This is a genomic window from Micromonospora sp. DSM 45708 (assembly GCF_039566955.1).
Classification (GTDB): domain Bacteria; phylum Actinomycetota; class Actinomycetes; order Mycobacteriales; family Micromonosporaceae; genus Micromonospora.
In genome coordinates this window covers 2,910,766-2,924,925 of sequence record NZ_CP154796.1, presented here as the reverse complement: position 1 = coordinate 2,924,925, position 14,160 = coordinate 2,910,766, and the positions used below count along the sequence as shown (strand labels likewise).

Annotated in this window: 14 protein-coding genes and 2 pseudogenes; 3 read left to right on the top strand and 13 right to left on the bottom strand. The window is 74.5% G+C overall.

All coding sequences use genetic code 11. The features are described from left to right. Window positions 1–176 precede the first annotated feature (176 nt). Window positions 177–1,262 carry a DUF3626 domain-containing protein gene (locus VKK44_RS12905; RefSeq protein ID WP_343447178.1) on the bottom strand — a complete coding sequence of 362 codons (1,086 nt, stop codon included), beginning with the start codon at window positions 1,260–1,262 and terminating at the stop codon, window positions 177–179. 57 nt (window positions 1,263–1,319) lie between these two features. Beyond that, window positions 1,320–2,420 (bottom strand): annotated as a pseudogene (gene rho / locus VKK44_RS12900) (transcription termination factor Rho); the annotation flags it as partial. A 334-nt stretch (window positions 2,421–2,754) separates the two neighbouring features. Here rho and VKK44_RS12895 point away from each other — a divergent pair. After that, window positions 2,755–3,594 (top strand): MEDS domain-containing protein, encoded by an 840-nt coding sequence (locus VKK44_RS12895; RefSeq protein ID WP_343447177.1) that lies wholly within the window; start codon window positions 2,755–2,757, stop codon window positions 3,592–3,594. 98 nt (window positions 3,595–3,692) lie between these two features. On the opposite strand, the gene VKK44_RS12890 is transcribed toward VKK44_RS12895, so the two are convergent. The 8 genes and pseudogenes from VKK44_RS12890 to VKK44_RS12855 all read right to left on the bottom strand — a co-directional run bounded on the left by VKK44_RS12890 (window position 3,693) and on the right by VKK44_RS12855 (window position 10,900). After that, entirely contained in the window at window positions 3,693–4,322 is a 630-nt protein-coding gene (locus VKK44_RS12890; RefSeq protein WP_343447176.1) for an MBL fold metallo-hydrolase, read from the bottom strand. Beyond that, on the bottom strand, window positions 4,319–5,407 hold the full coding sequence (locus tag VKK44_RS12885) for an S-(hydroxymethyl)mycothiol dehydrogenase (RefSeq protein WP_343447175.1): 1,089 nt from the start codon (window positions 5,405–5,407) through the stop codon (window positions 4,319–4,321). Before VKK44_RS12885 ends, VKK44_RS12890 begins: the two co-directional genes overlap by 4 nt. A gap of 122 nt (window positions 5,408–5,529) precedes the next feature. Then, a complete protein-coding gene (locus tag VKK44_RS12880; RefSeq protein WP_343447174.1) occupies window positions 5,530–6,807 on the bottom strand; it encodes an MFS transporter in 1,278 nt (425 codons plus the stop codon). Further along, window positions 6,804–7,160, bottom strand: coding sequence for an FCD domain-containing protein (locus VKK44_RS12875; protein WP_343447173.1), 357 nt, complete (start codon window positions 7,158–7,160; stop codon window positions 6,804–6,806). Before VKK44_RS12875 ends, VKK44_RS12880 begins: the two co-directional genes overlap by 4 nt. 136 nt (window positions 7,161–7,296) lie before the next feature. Continuing rightward, a pseudogene (locus VKK44_RS12870) lies at window positions 7,297–7,458 on the bottom strand (GntR family transcriptional regulator); the annotation flags it as partial. Between the two features lie 79 nt (window positions 7,459–7,537). After that, complete coding sequence (locus tag VKK44_RS12865; RefSeq protein ID WP_343447172.1) at window positions 7,538–8,389, bottom strand: alpha/beta fold hydrolase; 852 nt, start codon at window positions 8,387–8,389, stop codon at window positions 7,538–7,540. Then, window positions 8,386–9,408 carry an SDR family NAD(P)-dependent oxidoreductase gene (locus VKK44_RS12860; RefSeq protein WP_343447171.1) on the bottom strand — a complete coding sequence of 341 codons (1,023 nt, stop codon included), beginning with the start codon at window positions 9,406–9,408 and terminating at the stop codon, window positions 8,386–8,388. The genes VKK44_RS12865 and VKK44_RS12860 overlap by 4 nt, the downstream gene beginning before the upstream one ends. Beyond that, window positions 9,401–10,900, bottom strand: a complete 1,500-nt coding sequence (locus VKK44_RS12855) for a flavin-containing monooxygenase (protein WP_343447170.1) — start codon at window positions 10,898–10,900, stop codon at window positions 9,401–9,403. The genes VKK44_RS12860 and VKK44_RS12855 overlap by 8 nt, the downstream gene beginning before the upstream one ends. A 112-nt stretch (window positions 10,901–11,012) precedes the next feature. On the opposite strand from VKK44_RS12855, the gene VKK44_RS12850 reads away from it, so the two are divergent. Further along, window positions 11,013–11,681 carry a TetR/AcrR family transcriptional regulator gene (locus VKK44_RS12850; protein WP_343447168.1) on the top strand — a complete coding sequence of 223 codons (669 nt, stop codon included), beginning with the start codon at window positions 11,013–11,015 and terminating at the stop codon, window positions 11,679–11,681. On the opposite strand, the gene VKK44_RS12845 is transcribed toward VKK44_RS12850, so the two are convergent. From VKK44_RS12845 to VKK44_RS12835, 3 genes are read right to left on the bottom strand one after another with little or no spacing between them, the layout of a single operon-like run. Next, complete coding sequence (locus VKK44_RS12845) at window positions 11,645–12,175, bottom strand: hypothetical protein (protein ID WP_343447167.1); 531 nt, start codon at window positions 12,173–12,175, stop codon at window positions 11,645–11,647. The genes VKK44_RS12850 and VKK44_RS12845 overlap by 37 nt on opposite strands. 9 nt (window positions 12,176–12,184) lie before the next feature. Then, window positions 12,185–12,640, bottom strand: a complete 456-nt coding sequence (locus tag VKK44_RS12840) for a hypothetical protein (RefSeq protein WP_343447166.1) — start codon at window positions 12,638–12,640, stop codon at window positions 12,185–12,187. Beyond that, window positions 12,640–13,116, bottom strand: coding sequence for a hypothetical protein (locus VKK44_RS12835; RefSeq protein ID WP_343447165.1), 477 nt, complete (start codon window positions 13,114–13,116; stop codon window positions 12,640–12,642). The genes VKK44_RS12840 and VKK44_RS12835 overlap by 1 nt, the downstream gene beginning before the upstream one ends. Window positions 13,117–13,161: 45 nt before the next feature. Here VKK44_RS12835 and VKK44_RS12830 point away from each other — a divergent pair, with 45 nt between their 5' ends. Continuing rightward, window positions 13,162–14,154, top strand: a complete 993-nt coding sequence (locus VKK44_RS12830; RefSeq protein ID WP_343447164.1) for a helix-turn-helix transcriptional regulator — start codon at window positions 13,162–13,164, stop codon at window positions 14,152–14,154. Window positions 14,155–14,160 lie beyond the last annotated feature (6 nt).

Below are 14,160 nucleotides of genomic sequence, written 5' to 3'. Positions count from 1 at the left end.
CCTTTCGGTCGTCACGACGCGCTCCGGGGTGAGCGCCCCTCGGGGGTTGCCAGCATCGGTCGGGTGCCGGGCGTACCGGGGTCACAACCAGGTCGGCCTGTCGGTCATTCCGGAAATGTCAGGCAGGGCCGGAGCTGCGGTCCGGGTCACTCCGGGAACCGCAGGAAACGGGACGATCAGGCCGGCTGGCCGGAGCGGACCAGGACGTGCCAGAGCTGCTTGAGGTGCTGCCGGGTCAGCTCCGCCGGCCCGCGGTCGGCCCAGCGGTGCGGCTCGCGTACCAGGGAGGCGGCGGCGCGGCCGATCAGGGCGGCGTGCAGCGGCTCCCCCGGCCGGCCGAACTCGGCGTGCACACGGACGGCCAGCGGCGGGATGTCCGGTCCGCGAAAATCGGCATCGACGCCGTCGACGGATAGCTGGAAGCCGGGATGCCAGCGCAGCGGGAACCCGTACCGGCCGGCGAGCCCGGCGAGGCGGCGGCCGGCGTCGGTGTCGCGGAACGACGGGTCGACCACGAGGGCCTCGACGTCGCGGGCGAGACGCAGCTCGCCGTGCAGCTGCGCCTCGACGTAGTCGTCCAGGGCGCGGCCGGCCCGCTCGGACGCCCGTTCCCGGCGGGACAGCAGCGTCCGCAGCAGCGTGGCGGTGTCCATCCCGGACACGCCCAGGCTCACGCCGGTGCCGGCGGTGGCGACGAGCAACGCGGCGAGGACCGGCTCGAAGACGGTGGCGGTGCCGACCTCGGTCGGCCCGAGGTGGCTGTCACCGAAGGTGAACGTGGTCCGGGCCAGCACCTCCGGACGCAGCCGCAGGTGGCAGGAGCCGAACCGGGGGCAGGCGCCGTCGGGATGCTCGAGCAGGTTGAGGCCGCCGTACTTCGGGCGCTGGGCGGCGGACACGCCCGGACGTTGGTACGCGCCGCCGAACATCGCCTTCTCCCAGATGTCCCGGTCGCCGCCGGGGAACGCGGTCAGTCCGCCGTTGCCGACGCCGGTCTCGAACTGGCTGCGGTACACGCCCTCGGCGTCGAGCGCCTCGACCACGGTGCGACCGTCGGGCAGCAGCCGGTCGGGGTGGAAGTTGACGGTCAGCCGGCCGTACCCGGTCACGGCCGCGCCGACCTCGTCGCAGCGGACGGTGGCCCCGGAGCCGGCGAGGTGTTCCGCGATCACGGCGAGCGCGGCCGGACGGTCGCGCAGCGCGATGTCGCACACGTGTCGCAGGGCGGCGGACTGCGCGGCGGTCAGGGTCGGTCCGGGCATGCCGGCGAGTATCGCCGGGACGGGCCCGAGGGGCGAGGGGGTTTCCGCGACGTGCGGCTACCGGCCGGCCGCGCCGAGGCGGGCGAGCAGGTGCGCGTTGCCGCCGGTGGTGCCGAGCTGGCGCAGCAGGTGTTCCAGGGCGGCCTGCCGGTCCAGTGTGGACAACGCGGACCGCAACGCGCGCAGGCGTTGCCGATCCGGGTCGGACAGCAGCGCCTCCTCCCGCCGGGTGCCGGAGGCGCGCACGTCGACGGCCGGGAACGTACGGCGGTCGGCGAGCCCCCGGTCCAGTTTCAGCTCCGCGTTGCCGGTGCTCTTGAACTCCTCGAAGATGAGGGTGTCGGCGGCGGAGCCGGTCTCCACCAGCGCGGAGGCCAGGATGGTCAGCGAGCCGCCCTCCTCGACCGCGCGGGCCGCCGCGAGCAGCTGTTTGGGCGGAGTGAGCGCGGCCACGTCGATGCCGCCGGAGAGCGTACGCCCGGCGGAGCGGACGGTGAGGTTGTAGGCGCGGCCGAGCCGGGTCAGCGAGTCGAGCAGCACGACCACGTCGTGTCCCAGCTCGACCAGGCGCTTCGCCCGCTCGATCGCCAGCTCCGCCACCGCGGTGTGGTCCCGGGGCGGACGGTCGAACGTGGCCGCGACGACCTCGCCCTTGATCGACCGGGACATGTCGGTGACCTCTTCGGGCCGCTCGTCCACCAGCACCACCATCAGGTGGCAGTCGGGATGGTTGACGGTGATCGCGTTCGCGCTCGCCTGCAGGACCATCGTCTTGCCGGCTTTCGGCGGTGACACGACCAACGCCCGCTGGCCCTTGCCGATCGGCATGACCAGGTCGATGACCCGGGTGGTCAACACGTGCGGCTCGGTCTCCAGCCGCAGCCGCTCGCGCGGGTGCACGGGGGTGAGCTGGTGGAAGTCGCGACGCCGCCGGGCCTGGTCGGCGACGAGGCCGTTGACGGTGTCCAGCCGGTCCAGCGGGACCGGCCGACCCGGGCGGGAGTCGCCGGTGACCCCGCCGGTGATCAGGTCGCCGCGGCGCAGGCCGTACCGGCGGACCTGACCGGCGCTGACGTGGACGTCGGCGGTGGACGGCAGGTATCCGTCCACCCGGAGCGTGTGGTGCCCACCGACGGTGTCGAGGACACCGCTGACGGGACGGTGCGTGGGGGGCATGGGTGGCCTTTCGTCGAGAGCGGTGTCGGCGGACGCGGACACCGGGGAAGGGCCGCGGTCGGGGACGGCCCGGCGCGGGGGCCGGGGTGTCGCCGCGGCGGAGAGGCCGGTCGGCGGAGGGCCAAGAGGCGGAGAGGACGGTCAGCGACCGGCCACAGGGGAATCGTCGGACGGCGGGCGGCGCATGGCGCCGGCATCCGGGGTCCACGAGCAGGCTAACCCGGCCCGCCCCGGTGGGCAAGCGGATCACCGGTGCGGTCGCGCACGACGCTTCGTTAGAGTGAAGGGCAGCCGCCGCACCGGGAAGGCCCGCACCGTGACTGCTACGACCGTGGTCGACCAGGTCGATCTGGGCGATCACGTCTGCTGGATCCACGACGACGACACCGACGCGCTGGATGCCGTCGCCCGCTTCGCCGCCACCGGTCTCCGCAGCGGCCACAAGGTGATCTGCTTCACCGAGACGTCGACCCCGCAGGCGGTCCGCCTCCGGGTCGACGCCGTCGGGGTCCCCACCGAGGCCGCCGTGGCCGCGGGGCAGCTACGGATCCTGCCCGCCGTGGACGCGTTCCCGGTCGACGGGCGAGCCACCCCGACCGCCCTGGCCGAGACGGTCCGCCGCGAGGTCGACCGGGCCCGACGCGAGGGCTACCCGGGGGTACGCCTCAGCGGCGACATGGCGTGGGTGCTGCGGTCCGGCGTCAGCCTGGACGATCTGCGACGCTACGAGCAGGCGCTCGCCCCGCTCTTCCCCGAGGGTCGGATCGCCGGCCTGTGTCTGTACGACCGCCGACGCTTCCCCGCCGAGCAGCTCCGACTGCTCACCGCGGCCCACCCGGGCACCGCCGGTCCGCACACCCCGCGCACCTGGTCGCCGCTGCTGCGCGCGTACCGCACCGGTGATCCGCGCGGGTTACGGCTGGTGGGACAGGTGGACCGCAGCAACCGCGACGCGTTCGTCGCGTTGCTGGGTGAGCTGACGTCCGGGGCCGGCCCGGCCCCGGTGCTGGACCTGACGGAGCTGAGCTTCGCCGACGCCGGCGCCGCCTCCGAGCTGTCGCGGGCCGGCCGGGTCAGCCGCGCCGGCATCCGGCTGGTGGGTTGCCGTCCGGCGCTGGACCGGCTGTTGCGCGTGTTGGACGGCGTGCCGGCCTGAGCCCGCCACCGGTACGGGCCCGCGACCCGAGCCGGTGGCGGCGGCCACCGCCGGTGCGTCAGCGGTGGCCGCGCCGTTCGTCGGGGCCGGCGGGGTGGTCAGTGACCGCGCGCGATCCACTCGTGCAGGTGCGGCGCCTCCGCGGCGACGGTGGTGTCGTCGCCGTGGCCGGTGTGCACCACCGTCTCCGGCGGCAGCGTGAGCAGCCGGGTGCGGATCGACTCGACGATGAGGCCGAAGTCGCTGTGGGAGCGGCCGGTCGCGCCCGGCCCGCCGGCGAAGAGCGTGTCGCCGGTGAAGACCACGCCCAGTTCCGGGGCGTACAGGCTGCACGCTCCCGGGCTGTGGCCGGGCGTGTGCAGGACCCGCAGCGTGGTGCCGCCGACGGTGACGGTCTGCCCGTCGGTGAGGTCGCCGTCCGGCAGTGTGTCCGGGTGGACCAGGTCCCACAGCACCCGGTCGGCCGGGTGCAGCAGCACCGGCGCGCCGGTGACACGGGCCAGTTCGGGGGCGACCCGGACGTGGTCGTCGTGGGCGTGGGTGGCCAGGATCGCCAGCACCCGCCGGTCGCCGACCACCTTCCGGATGGCGGCCACGTCGTGCGGCGCGTCGACCACCACGCACTCGTGGTCGTCGCCGATCACCCAGACGTTGTTGTCGACGTCGAACGTCTGCCCGTCCAGCGAGAACGTCCCGGAGGTGACGGTGTGGTCCACGTGCGCGGTCACGGGAAGACCACCACCGAGCGGAGCACGTCGCCGTGGTGCATCCGGGTGAACGCCTCCTCGACCTGGTCGAGGGCGATCTCCTCGGTGACGAACGCGTCCAGGTCGAGCCGGCCCTGACGGTAGAGCTCGGTGAGCATCGGGAAGTCGCGGCTGGGCAGGCAGTCGCCGTACCAGCTGGACTTGAGCGCGCCGCCGCGACCGAACACGTCGAGCAGCGGCAGCTCCAGCGTCATCTCCGGGGTCGGCACGCCGACCAGCACGACCGTGCCGGCGAGGTCCCGTGCGTAGAACGCCTGCTTCCACGTCTCCGGGCGGCCCACCGCGTCGATCACCACGTCGGCGCCGAACCCGCCGGTGACCGCGCGGATCGCCTCGACCGGGTCGTCCTCGGAGGCGTTGACGGTGTGCGTGGCGCCGAACTTCCGCGCCCAGTCGAGCTTGCGGGAGTCGGTGTCGACCGCGACGATCGTCGTCGCGCCGGCCAGGGCCGCGCCGGCCACCGCCGCGTCGCCGACACCGCCGCAGCCGATCACCGCGACGGAGTCGCCCCGGGTCACGTTGCCGGTGTTCATGGCCGCGCCGAGACCCGCCATGACGCCGCAGCCGAGCAGGCCGACGGCGGCGGGCCGCGCGGACGGGTCGACCTTGGTGCACTGGCCGGCGTGCACGAGCGTCTTCTCGGCGAACGCGCCGATGCCCAGTGCGGGCGTCAGCTCGGTGCCGTCGGTGAGCGTCATCAGCTGCGCCGCGTTGTGGGTGGCGAAGCAGTACCAGGGACGGCCGCGCCGGCAGGCCCGGCACTGCCCGCAGACGGCCCGCCAGTTGAGCACCACGAAGTCGCCGGGGGCCACGTCGGTGACGCCGTCGCCGACCTGCTCGACGATGCCGGCGGCCTCGTGACCGAGCAGGAACGGGTAGTCGTCGTTGATGCCGCCCTCGCGGTAGTGCAGGTCGGTGTGGCAGACGCCGCAGGACTGGACGCGGACCACCGCCTCACCCGGCCCCGGGTCGGGCACCACGATGGTGGTGACCTCCACCGGCGCGCCCTTGCGCCGCGACACGACTCCCCGGACTTCCTGACCCACGGCAGTTCTCCTTCGGTCTCGGTCCCCCACCGAACCTACCGCCGATCATGACCGACGGCGCGACGCCCGCCGATTGACGTGTCCGCTGGGCGGATTGTCCGGCGGCGGGGTCGTCGGCCCGCTCAGGCCGGCACCGCCACCGGCACCCGTTCGTCGGCCAACCGGCGGCGGGCGGCGTTGCGGTAGCGCAGCACCTGCACCGCCCCGAGTGCCCAGAGCAGGTACTGCACCGCGAACGCCCACCGGAACGCGGACAGCGGCGGGGTGTCCCGGCCGGCCGGGGTGGCCAGGTCGAGCACCACGCCGACGGCCAGGATCAGCACGATGGAGGCGACGAATCCGCCGACGTTGACGATGCCGGTGGCGCTGCCGATGCGGTGCACCGGGTTGAACGTGCGGGCGTAGTCGAAGCCGATCACCGATCCGGGGCCGTTGACCGCGAGCACCACGACCAGCGCGACCAGCAGCGCGTGCGGGGCGCGGCCGGGCCAGAGCAGCACCACCGCCCAGACCGCGGCGGTGGCGGCGGTGATGCTGAAGACCAGCACCGAGCGGTGGAACGGGTGCCGGGCGCACAGGTGCGCGATCACCGGCCCGCAGACCAGCGTCACCACGGTCATCAGGGTGAGCAGCCCGGCCGCGGCGGTCGGCGTGAAGCCCTGCCCCTGCACCAGGAACGGGTAGCCCCAGAGCAGCGCGAACACCGCGCCGGAGAACTGGGTGACGAAGTGCGTCCACAGGCCCAGCCGGGTGCCGGGCTGCGCCCACGCGTCGGCGAGCTGCCGGCGTACGGCCGCCGGGCCGGGAGCCGGCGCGGTGACGTGCGCGGCGTGCGGGGTGTCCCGGACCGCGGCGAGGACCAGCAGCAGCACGGTGCCGCCGAGCGCCGCCGCGGTCAGGAACGCCGGGGTCCAGCCCGCGTGGTGCAGCAGCGCCACCAGGGGTACGGCGCCGAGCACCGCGCCGAGCTGGCCGATGGTGCCGGTGAGCTGCACCAGCAGCGGGTTGCGCCGGCCCGGGAACCAGAACGCCACGATCCGCAGGACGCTGATGAACGTCATCGCGTCCCCGAGACCGACCAGCACCCGGGCGGCGACGGCGAGGCGCACGTCGGTGGCGACCGCGAACACGAGCTGCCCGGCCACCATGAGCGCGCCGCCGGCCAGCAGCAACCGGCGCGACCCGTAGCGGTCCAGCAGCACCCCGACCGGAACCTGCATGGCCGCGTAGACGGCGAGCTGGGCCACGGAGAAGGTGGCCAGCGCGGCGGCGTTGATGCCGAAGCGGTCCGCCGCGTCGACCCCGGTGACGCCGAGCGAGCTGCGGTGGAACACGGCGGCCACGTACGCGGTCACGGCCACCGCGTAGATCAGCGCGGCGGGCCGGCGGGCGACGGTCACCGGAGCGTCCCGAGCATGGTGGCGGCGGAGTCGATGTGCCCCGCCACCGCGTCGCGCCACACCGCCGGGTCGTCGCCGTCGAGCGCGGCGAGCTGGCCGGCGTGCTCGGCGAGGGCGACCTCGGCCCAGCCGGGCGAGAGCCGGAAGCCGGCCTCGCCCATCCGCAGCTGCCGGTCACGCAGCCGGTGGTAGAGCTCGGCGAGGATCTCGTTGCCGGCCGCCTCGACGACCGCCGCGTGGAAGGCCCGGTCGGCGGCCATCAGGGCGGTGAGGTCCCCGGCGGCGTGCGCCCGGCGCATCTCGTCGAGCCGGTCGGCCAGCTCGCCGCGGAGCGCGGCGCGGCGCGGCCACACCCCGCTCGGCGGCGTGCAGCTCCACCAGGCGGCGGGCCTCGATCACGTCGACGATCTCCCGGGCGGACACCGGCCGGATCAGCGCGCCGCGCTTCGGGTAGAGCTTGACCAGGCCCTCGGTCTCCAGCCGCAGCAGCGCCTCCCGGACCGGGGTACGCGACACCCCGGTCGCCTCCGCGATCTCCCCCTCGCTCACCAACCGGCCGCCCGGGTAGACCTGCTCCAGCACGGCCCGCTTGAGGTGCCGGTAGGCCCGCTCGGCGGCGGACAGGCCGGCCACGCTGCTGGGATACGTCATGTATCTATGATGCGCCGGGCCGCTCGGGAGTCGCCGGCGGCGTACCGGCGGGTGGCCTGGACCACGTCGGGCCGCAGCGTCACCCGCCGGGCGACGCCCAGAAGTCGCGCAGCAGCGCCGCCACCTCGGCGGTCCGCTCGATCTGCGGCATGTGCCCGGTGTCGCGGAACAGGTGACTACGCGTCCCCGGCAGCCGGGTCCGGGCGTACGCCAGGTGCGCGGCCGGCAGGATCAGGTCGCGGTCGCCCCAGACCAGCAGCGTGGGCAGGTCGAGCGCGGCCACCGCGTCGAGCAGTTCGGCGCGCCAGCGGGGGCGTACCCCACGCCATGTCCCCAGGTCGCGGACCAGTTCCCGCATCACCCGGGCCGCGTGCGGCTGCCGGGCCACCGCGAGCGCGGTGGCGATCCGCTCCTCGGTGACGTGGGCCGGGTCGACGAAGATCACCCGCTCGGCACGGCGGGCGATCGCCGGATGGGGACGCAGCAGCAGCCGCGCCAGCGGGGGCACCGCGAGCAGCCGCAGCGCCACGGTCACCTCCCGGCCGAAGCCGGCGCTGTTGAGCAGCGCCAGACCGGCCACCCGGTGCGGCGCGTCGGCGGCCAGGCGCATGGCCACCGCCCCGCCGAGCGAGTTGCCGACCAGCCGGGCCGGGCCGGTGACCCCGGCGGCGTCGAGGAACCCGGCGACCGCGCCGGCCAGGGCGGGCAGCGTGTGCGGTCCGGGCAGCGGCGCGGAGCCGCCGTGGCCGGGCAGGTCCACGGCGAGCACGCGGTGGTCGCGGGCCAGCGCGGCGTGCAGCGCGGTGAAGTCGTCGAGGGTACGGCCGATGCCGTGCAGCAGCACCACCGTAGGCCCGTCGCCGGTGATCCGGCAGCGCATCCGCAGACCGGCCACGACGCGCTCGTCGGCCGGCAGCAGTCCGACGGTCACGCCCGGCGTCCCGGCTCCCGCCCGACCGTGTCGCCGGAGATCGGCACGGTCGCGCCGGCGGAACCGGCCGGCACGGTCATGCCAGCGGTAGCCGCCGGCATGGTCGTGCCAGCAGAACCGCCCGGCGCGGTCGCGTCACCGGTGCCGGCCGGCGGGGCCGGTGACGCCGGCCGAGGCGCGGGGACCCGGGCCGGTCGTGGGCGCATGGCCAGGGCCAACACCCGGCCGAAGCCGGCGGGGGCGATGCGGGCGAGCAGGTCGGGCAGCTTGGCCGACCAGCCGATCAGCACCCGGCCGCGCCGCCGCCGCGCAGCGTGCAGGATGACCTCGGCGGCGACCGCCGGGTCGATGGTCAGCAGCTTCTCGAACTGCCGGCGGCCGACCTCGTACTCCTCCCGGGAGACGCCGCTGCCCACCCGCGCGCTGGCGGCGATGCGGGTCCGGATGCCGCCCGGGTGCACCGAGGTGACGCCGACCCCGTCGTCGACCAGCTCGTGCCGCAGCGCCTCGGTGAACCCGCGCACGGCGAACTTGCTGGCCGCGTACGCGGTCTGCCCGGCCGGGGCGATGAGGCCGAAAAGACTGGACACGTTGACCAGGTGGGAGCCCGGCTCGGCCTTGAGCGAGGGCAGCAGCGCGTGGGTCAGCCGCACCACGGCCCGGAAGTTGATCTCAATGACCCAGAGGAACTCGTCCAGCGTGACCTGGTCGAACCGGCCGCCCAACGCGACGCCGGCGTTGTTGATCAGCAGTCGGATCCGGGGATGGGCCCGACGGATCTCGGCGGCGACCCGGTCGGTGGCGTCAGCGTCGGCGAGGTCGACCACGTAGGTGTGGATCTCCCGGTCCGGGTGCCGGGCCCGGATCGACGCGACCACCGCGGCCAGCCCCTCGGCGTCCCGGTCGAGCAGGACCAGGTCGGCGCCGCGCCGGGCCAGGCCGTCGGCCAGCGCCGCGCCGATGCCGCTGGCCGCGCCGGTGACGACCGCGGTGCCGCCGGGAAAGTCGAGATCACGCATCGGTACCTCCGGAGGCGGCCACGGCCGCGGTGGCCGGCGCGCCGGCACGGGCGAACCGGACGCCGTCGGTCAGCGGCCCGTGCCGCATCAGGCGTACGTCGCGAGGGTAGTTCTGGTGCAGCCGCCACGGCGCGCGCGGGCCCTGCTTCGGCAACTGGTCGACCGCGCGCAGCACGTACCCGGACTTCAGGTCGATGATCGGCACCAGGTCGTCGGTGTCCGGGGCGAGCGGGGTGACGATCTGCTGCCCGGTGTCGTCGAGGTGACGCACCAGCCGGCAGACGTACGTGGCGACCAGATCGGCCTTCAGCGTCCAGGACGCGTTGGTGTAGCCGATCGTCATGGCGAAGTTCGGCACGCCGGAGAGCATCATGCCCTTGTAGGCGATGGTGGCGGCGAGGTCGACGTCGGCGCCGTCGACGGTCAGCGTCATGCCGCCGAGCGCCAGCAGGTTGAGGCCGGTGGCGGTGACCACGAGGTCGGCCGGCAACTCGTCGCCGGAGGCGAGCCGGAGGCCGCGCTCGGTGAACGTGTCGATGGTGTCGGTGACCACCGACGCCCGGCCCTCGGCCAGCGCGGTGAACAGGTCACCGTCCGGCACCACGCACAGCCGCTGGTCCCAGGGGTCGTAGCGGGGCGAGAAGTGGCGGTCGACGTCGTACCCGACCGGCAGTTGACCCTTCGCGGCGCGGCGCAGGAACCGCTTCACCAGACCGGGCGCCCGGCGGCTGAGCTGGAAGTTCGCCACCCCCAGCGCGACGTTCTTCCCGCGCGCCACCGCGTACGCGGTCCTCGGGGGCAGCCAGCGCCGCGCGGCCTCGGCGAACCTGTCGCGCGACGGCAGCGCGATGACGTACGTCGGGGAGCGCTGGAGCATGGTGACGTGGGCGGCCCGCTCCGCCATGGCCGGGACCAGGGTCACCGCGGTGGCGCCGCTGCCGATCACCACCACCCGCTTGCCGGTGAAGTCCAGCCGCTCCGGCCAGTGCTGCGGGTGCACCAGCGTGCCGGCGTACCGCTCGACGCCCGGCAGCGGGGGTGTGTAGCCCTCGTCGTAGCGGTAGTAACCGGAGTTGGTGAACAGGAAGCCGCAGGTGACCGTGGTGTCCTCGCCGGTGTCGTCGCGGTGGGCGTGCACGGTCCAGCGGGCGGTGGCGCTGTCCCACTCGGCGCGGGTGACCCGGTGCCGAAAGCGGATGTGGCGTTCCACGTCGTACTCGCGGGCGGTCTGCCGGACGTACCGGCGGATCGATCCGCCGTCGGCGATCGCCTTCGGGTCGGTCCACGGCTTGAACGAGTAGCCGAGCGTGTACATGTCCGAGTCGGAGCGGACGCCCGGGTAGCGGAACAGGTCCCAGGTGCCGCCGATGACGCCCCGGGCCTCCAGCACCGCGTAGGTCTTCCCGGGACACTCGCGTCCCAGGTGGACGGCGGCGCCGATGCCGGACAGGCCGGCGCCGACGATGAGAACGTCGACGTGGTCGGAGGCCATGGCTTCTCCCGTTCTCCCGCGGTGACCGGACCCTATCCACCGCCCCGGACCGCGGTCAACACCCTGTCGAGTCCGATCGACAGGGTGTTGAGCGGGTGTAGCATCGGCCGACATGACCACCGCCCGGACGCCGACCGGCGCCACGCCGAACCGTGGGCGGCGGGCCGGCCGCTCCACCGGCGACGACCGGGAGGTGGCGATCCTGGCCACCGCCGAGCGGCTGCTGCGGGAGCGCACGTTCGGCGACATCTCCATCGACGACCTGGCGCGGGGCGCCGGCATCAGCCGGCCCACGTTCTACTTCTACTTCCCGTCCAAGGACGCGGTGCTGCTCACCCTGCTCGACCGGGTCACCGAGGAGGCCGACACCGCCGCCGGCGACGTGCTGGACCGGCTCGCCGAGGATCCGCGCGCCCGGTGGCGGGAGCTGATCGCCCGGTTCCACGCCACCTTCGGCGGCCACCGCGACGTGGTGCTCGCCTGCGCCCAGGTGCGCGGCACCAACGCCGAGGTCCGGCGGCTCTGGGCCGAGGTGCTGGAACGCTGGGTCCGCGCGGTGCAGGCCGCGATCGAGATGGAACGCGCACGCGGCGCGGCCCCGGACGGGCTGCCCGCCCGGGACCTCGCCATCGCGCTGAACTCGATGAACGAGCGGGTCTGGTACGCGACGTTCGCCGGCGACGGCCCGGCGGTGGCCGAGCGGGACGTGGTCGACGTGCTGCTCGACGTCTGGCTGACCGCGATCTACCGCACCACCACGCCCCCGGTCGGGCCGGCCTGAGCCGCGGTGTGCGCCGCACGCAGCCGCTCCAGGGTCAGCGCGAAGTCGGCGCGGGACAGCACCGGACCGTTGTTCTTGCGCCAGCCGGGCCGCCACGAGTGTTGCTGAACCGGCACCTCCCAGAGACCGTCGCGGGTCCGCACCCAGATCGCCGCGCGCACTGTCGTCCCACCTGGCATCCGGGCCGCGCGCACCTCGAAGCCGGTGACCTCGGACCACGGCAGCAACCGGGACCGGTGCACGTGGCGCAGCAACAGCCCGCGCTCGTTGCGGTAGATACCGACCAGGTAGAGCCGGACCGCGAAGGTGAGCCAGACGGCCAGGAAGGCCGACGCCACCAGCAACCCCGCCCCCGCCGCCAGGTCGACGCCCCGCGCCACCGCCCGAGCGCCGGTCACCACCAGCACGGTCGCCATCGCGACGCCGACCAGGACGAACATCCCGGTGAACGCCTGCCATGGTCCCCATGGATTCGCCCGCTGCCATCGCCGCACGCCGTCACGCTAGCGCCGCCGGGCGAACTCCATGATCCAGTTGGTTTCCCAGGTGCGTTCGCCGTCGGTGGAGAACGCCTGCTCCCAGCGGCAGGAGGCGGGGGTGATCGCCGACCAGAGGAACCGGCAGCGCACCGGCCGTCCCTCGTCGGAGTCGTCGGCGTGGAACGTGCCGACGCCGTCGGTGAACCGGCCCACCACCGGCGGCAGCTCCAGCACCCCGCGGCGGCTGTTCATCCAGTAGATCGACCAGAGGCCGGTCGCCGGGTCGAGGAGCCGCACGGTGGAGCCGGAGAAGCCCCGGCTCGGGCAGCTCATCTCGTCGAAGCTGCCGGCGCCGTCGAAGAACGACCGCGCCTCGCTGACGCCGGCGAACTCGTCCCAGTCGTCGCTGCCCACGTGACGCTCCCGCAGCCGCCGGTTGGTCACGTCCCAGGTGCCGACGAGGAAGTCGAAGTCGCCCATCAGCGCCCCACCGGCCCCTCGGAGCGGGTGTCGGCCAGGTAGCCGGCCAGGTCGGGCCGGTCCGGCGCGAGCAGGTGCCGGACCCAGGCGGCCCGCTCGTGCTCCAGCACGCCCAGCTCCCACACGCAGCCGACGCCGGGCCGCGTCAGGTCGACGAAGTGCGCCGGGTCGTCGTCCGGGCAGGCCAGCGCCGGCTGCCCGGCGATCGCGATGCGGCACTCGACGACGTTGTCGAAGAACCAGCTGTACGCCAGCAGGTACGCGCCAGTGTCCGCGCCCCGGTGCAGCACCGTCCAGCTCACCGGCGGCGTGGTGCCGTCCGGGTCGGGCAGCAGCGCCGGCAGGTACGCGTACGCGGCGTCGACCACCTCCGGTTCGAGGCGACGTTCGGGCTGGTCGATGTGGTACCGCTTGACGTGCCGGCCGGCGACCTCGACGGTCCCCGGCACGGTCAACTCCTTGTCGTGGAAGGCCATGCGCCAGACGGTAGGCGCCCTTCCCTGACAGCTAGTGTCAGCGAAATGCGAGCCAGTCGACTCCTGTCCCTCCTGCTGTTGCTCCAGGCGCACGGGCGGCTCACCGCCGCCGACCTGGCCGCCCGCCTCGACGTGTCGGCGCGCACCATCTACCGGGACGTCGAGGCGCTGCACGCGGCCGGCATCCCGCTGTACGGCGAGGCCGGGCACGCCGGCGGTTACCGGCTCGTCGACGGCTGGCGGACCCGGCTGACCGGGCTCACCGCCGAGGAGGCCGACCGGCTGCTCTTCGCCGGGCTCCCCGGGCCGGCCGCCGAGCTGGGCTACCAGTCGGTCGTGGCGGCCGTGCAGCTCAAACTGCGGGCCGCGCTCCCCGCCCCGCTGGCCGACCGGGCCGCCCGGCTGGAGCAGCGGTTCCACCTGGACACCCCGGGCTGGTACTCCGACGGCGACCCGTCACCGCACCTGGCCGCCGTGGCCGAGGCGGTGTGGCGGGAACACCGGATCCGGGTCCGCTACCGGAGCTGGCGCGAGGAGGCAACCCGGGTGCTGGAGCCGTACGGGCTGGTGCTCAAGGGGGGCCGCTGGTACGTGGTCGCGGCCCGCCCGGAGCGGGCCGCGCCGGTCACCTACCGGGTCAACCAGATCCTCGACCTCGCCCCGCTGGACGAGCCGTTCGACCGGCCGGAGTTCGACCTGCCGGCCTGGTGGCGGTCGCACGTGGTCGCGTTCCGCGCCGGGCTGCACCGGACCGAGGCCACCATCCGGCTCTCCCCGCGCGGGCGGGAGCGGTTGCGCGAGATCGGCAGCGACATGGTGATCGCCGCCGCCGAGGCGAGCGCCGGTCCGCCCGACCCGGCGGGCTGGGTGTGGGCCGTCGTTCCCATCGAGTCGCTCACCCACGCGCATGGCGACCTGTTGCGGCTCGGCGCCGACGTGGAGGTCCTCTCCCCCGCCGACCTGCGCGCCCGCCTGGCCGGGACCGCCGCCGCGCTGGCCGCCCTCTACCACCCGGCCACCCCCGCCCCGACCTGTTGATCAAGG